At 52.9% G+C, this 4,359-nt stretch carries 4 protein-coding genes; 1 reads left to right on the forward strand and 3 read right to left on the reverse strand.

Annotation, left to right across the window (positions count from 1 at the left end):
- Both ACOCD2_RS13250 and ACOCD2_RS13255 read right to left on the reverse strand, forming a co-directional pair.
- Window positions 1-463, reverse strand: a 463-nt coding sequence (locus ACOCD2_RS13250; protein ID WP_293689368.1) for a hypothetical protein, incomplete at its 3' end; no start/stop codon positions are given.
- A 100-nt stretch (window positions 464-563) separates the two neighbouring features.
- Window positions 564-944: a hypothetical protein gene (locus tag ACOCD2_RS13255; RefSeq protein WP_419582839.1), complete on the reverse strand. Its 381-nt coding sequence runs from the start codon at window positions 942-944 to the stop codon at window positions 564-566.
- 410 nt (window positions 945-1,354) lie between these two features.
- Between ACOCD2_RS13255 and ACOCD2_RS13260 the strand changes: the two genes are divergently transcribed.
- Entirely contained in the window at window positions 1,355-1,795 is a 441-nt protein-coding gene (locus ACOCD2_RS13260; protein ID WP_293688733.1) for a hypothetical protein, read from the forward strand.
- A 45-nt stretch (window positions 1,796-1,840) separates the two neighbouring features.
- Here ACOCD2_RS13260 and ACOCD2_RS13265 read toward each other — a convergent pair.
- Window positions 1,841-4,359, reverse strand: a 2,519-nt coding sequence (locus ACOCD2_RS13265) for a hypothetical protein (RefSeq protein WP_419603661.1), incomplete at its 5' end; no start/stop codon positions are given.

Below are 4,359 nucleotides of genomic sequence, written 5' to 3' on the forward strand. Positions count from 1 at the left end.
TATGCCCCTCCACAAGAATGCGGTGCGGTTTGATCTTGATTGCGTCAATGGTTTCCCGCATCTCCCGCAAGGTGTCTTGAGTCAGTGAAGCGCTGCCTAAATCAAAATGAAAGGTGGCATGGTGCAGCAGCTCGCCGGAGACGGGGCGGTTGGAGTGGTCGAACGCATTGCTGCCGGATGGTTTGGAATCAGCATCTTCCCACACCACTTCCACGGTAATGTGTGTCACGGGCTGTGCTTTTCCGATGGCAAACTGCTCTTTGCGTACAAATTGTGCAACGTCGCTTCGGCTGGGGTCTTTCACATAAGTGAACTCAGCCTGGCGTGCAATCCAGTCATCTTTCTTATGTGTCGGTTTTGATGGCTTGGAAATAACTGGGGGGGCATCCTTGGAAAAGAAAGAGCACCCGGGCAAAACCACTGCCATGGCCAATACTGGCGCCAGGACAACCCGTTTTTTCATCAGCGGAAAACCTCAGTTGTTGTAGGTGTTGGATGCAGAAAACGGTCTACGTCATCCACACATCCGGATAACGCCAAAGTAGCCAAAGCTGCTACAAGCATCAGTTTGGGCATGCTGTTCTCCGTTGCTTTAGCCGGTTAACCACAAGAAATCCTGCCAATATGAACAGCGTTCCCCAAACGATGTTCCGTGTCGTTCTAAATATGGGTAGCGCGGACTGTTTGACATAGGAAAAAGCGACCGGGCCGTATCCTTCGTTCATTGAAAGCGCGGCCGGTTTTTCTTTCGCATCGCTACCAAAATGACTGGGCCACAATCCCAGGGTCAGCGCGGACATCACACCGGTTACCACCGGATGGACCACTTGCCATGAGGAGATAATGCGGTCGTCGTCGGGCGCAGGGGCATCCTTGGCAGACGCCACAACGGGTAACGACAACAGCAAAATCAAAATGACGCGCATTGGCCAGAGCCCATTCACCTAGAGTTGCGGAAGATTCTAGCCGGGCATCAACGCCATGAATAAAACCTAAACGTTGGAAAAAGGCGTTTTGGGGTGTTTTTTCCAAAGGATCCCACCGTCTCACCAAAATACTGGCCGGTTCTTGCTCGGCGGACATCGGGAGTGTTCACCGATGGACGGTGTGGCGGAACAAAGCACATAGCCACCCTGCCCCCTCAGAGAACAATGGGTCTCAACACGCAATTCGAACCTTTCGCCGCACCAATGGACAAAGATTTTCTTCTATCCCGAATCGTTCTGGATATGCGCCAAAAAAGTGATAATTTCGGAGTTTATCCTGTCACGAATGAATTAAAATCAGAAATAGGGGTCAACCTGGATAAGGCCACAAGATGTTGTGGCAGGAATGAACGGAAGGAGAATTCGAGATGTGGTACATGATTGGACTGGCCGTAGGTATCGTAATCCTAACTGTGGCACTGGTCGTTCGTGACCAGAAACGCCAAGCGCAGGAAGTGGCCCAAGCGGCCACCGGCGCAGAGGCAGGAGAAGTCACACCAAGTATCTGGCACAACTACCCTGTGAAAAGCACCCTGGCGGTATTGGTACTGCTGGCTACGGGGGTGGTTCTCGTGCGCGCGGTGCTCATAGAGATGCCGGGGACCATCATCTTGTTTGCGGTACTGGCGAACCTGGGGGCCTGGTTGGCCCTGGCGGCCATGCGCGCTTATCCGCCGGAGGAGGCGCCGACATGGGAAGATGTATTTGATGAGGAAGAATACTACGACGTAGAGAATGATCCTAGCCCATTGGCACTGAATGCATTTAACTTGGGCTGTAATGAGATTTCTCCTTGGTACAGCGATTAACTGTATTGAATGTTCGACTATTATCCGGCCGTGCCCGCTATCCATTCACCTGTTCGGCGTATCGGTTGACTTGGAAAGCGGGTTCAAGAACCAGGTGGTACCTTGTGGTCGGTGACCCATGGTGTTCGTCAATTCACTGCTCTTGTTTTCTTTGGGGAAATCGCTTTTCGCACCCATCGGTTCAGGCCCCCTGCTCATTACGTCGTATATATTGTCATAATCTTGCCATGGACTGAATCCGGCAGTACCATTGCGCTCTATAGCAATTTTGTAAGCCATGAGCCAGCCGCGCATGGCTTCGTTGTGTTGTGCATTGGCATTAGGGCCGCTGAAGTCTTTCATCCGGGGCCGCAATTCCTGCAAGGTTTTTTCTTGGTCCGTCCAGGGTAAATTTCCATTTTCGTAGGCGGCCATGCGAGTCGCCATATAGGTCTTGGTGCCCAGTTCGGACAGCCCCATCAGGTTGGCCTCATGGCGGTAGCTCTGTTGCAGCACCTCCTTGGGGGAGGGCCGATCACCAGAGGTATTGAGCAGCTCTGTACGGAATGCCTTGGCTTCTGCTATGTCTTGTTCCAAAGCCGCCTTTTCCTGTATCAAATCTGTTTTTTCACTGTCTCCAAAACCGAACAACGTGGGTTCTGATGAGGCTTTTGGTATTTGAGCATTGACCTCTTCCAGCCGTTTTTCAAGGCCGGCAATAACCTCAGACTGGTGGGCCGCCAGTCGTTTGTTGAATTTGCTTCCAAGCTGGTCCCATGCATATCCGACAGAAGCCCCGGTGGTTTTGAATTGAGTAATCTGCTCCTGAAACTCATCGGACATGCTGGCGGCTTTTTCTACGGCAGCCGCGTAATAACTGTTCTCCCATTGAGCATTGAAGGCCCTTTTCCGAGCATTGTACTTACGATGATGACCATTGTTCTTATACTGCTCCTTAGCATTGTTGGCACCTTCGGCATACCGTTCTTTGGCCTCGGTTGTCGCGGCATCAAAGGCGGCTTCCGGAGACGAAAGGCGCTCCATTCCATCGTTGGCGCCATTTTTGATGGAGGAATAGAGGGAAGTGGGGCCTTTGCCCTGATTGTCGAGAAGCTGCGCTAGTTTACCGGACTTGACCGGGCCTTGAATGCGTTCTCCCTCAGCCATGCGATCACCATGTGTTTTGAGAAACTCTTTCCCGGGCCCCTGGCCTGGGCCGATATAGTCCTTCAGCACAGCGCCCTTTTCCTGATTTAGCAGATTGTCGAATCGCACAGACGCACCACCGGAGTTAAAATCCACCCAGGTTTTGAACCCGGCCAATGATTCGGCTTGAGAAGACGTTAACCGGGGGTCCTGGCGACGAATGAAATCGAGATTCTGGTCATATTGTTGATGGAAGGTATGGTTCATTTCGTTTGCCTGATCGGCAGTAATGAATCCTTGTTTAACCCCGGCATGAGTCAGCCCTCGGAAACGGTCGGGGTTCCACTTCGTTACGACCGGGAGACCTTGTTGCCAATTCTGATATATGATGTCTGCGTAACTACCACCGATGGCTCGCTCGAAGGCCTCCATGGTGCTGGCGGTTTCCTCCAGACGCTTTTGTTCCATTTCGGCTTCTTCGAGTTGGTTGGAATAAGATTCGACATCCCGCGCTTCATTGTCAAAGGAGACATTCTCCGATGTGGCTGCTGCCCGGGTAAGCTGAGCGGCTTCACTAAACGCCAGAGAACCACTGCGCACATGTTGCAGGTCGACGCTGCCCTCCTTGCTCGCCGCCTTGATCCAGTCGTGGGCGGCTTCGGCTGCCTCTTTTGCGCTTAGCTGAACGCCTAACCGCCCCGATGACAAATCGTGAGACATTTGGTCCTTAAGCTGTTGCCTCTCCTTTTTTCCCCGCTTTCCCTTGGGCGTATCCGCCGCCAAGGCAGCATATCCCTGAAAATAAGATGTAAGGTCCGCCTTTTTCTGGTCAGACAACCGGGAACTTCCCCCAACACGGTCCAGGATAGCGCTTTGCACCGACCGCATGTCCTGGCCGGTAACTGTTTGGGTGCCACCACCGGTGGTGGTATAACTGGCACCAACGCCCTGTTTGGATACAGCTGACCCGATGGCTTGAACAGCGCCGACACGTTTATTGGTCAATGTGGACACTCGCGCTTTGGCCGCACTAAGCTGAGTGCTGAGCGCTTTGCGCATTTGCCCTGTTCCCAACCAGGATTGGGCACCTGCCGTGGGATCGGGTACCGATGCTCCCCGTGAATACTGGCGACCGACATGCCGGCCGGCATTTGAGACCTTGTTGCCCGAATAACCAAACAGCGGTTCCACCTTACGTAACTTGGGCGACGCTGAAGACGCATCGGTCTTGCTGGAAGCCGATTTACCCGCGGCCCCGGCAATGTTGGTCATAGCATAAGCGCCGCCGCCGAGGATGGCCAGGGTAATCATTGGTGTAGCCGCCAGGATTTCTGACGAAACCATGAGCTTTGTGGAAACGATATCGTAGAAGTGAATCGGATTGAAAGCGCCGTGCTGCCAGCTCCAGTAGAAGTTCTTAAATGCGGTTTTGGTTTGCT

The sequence above is a fragment of the Thiolapillus sp. genome (assembly GCF_048562965.1).
Taxonomy (GTDB): Bacteria; Pseudomonadota; Gammaproteobacteria; order Chromatiales; family Chromatiaceae; genus Thiolapillus; species Thiolapillus brandeum_A.

Bases quoted from the DNA above. Each gene is read 5' to 3' on its own strand.
- ACOCD2_RS13260 (WP_293688733.1), top strand. From the start codon at position 1,355: ATGTGGTACATGATTGGACTGGCCGTAGGTATCGTAATCCTAACTGTG.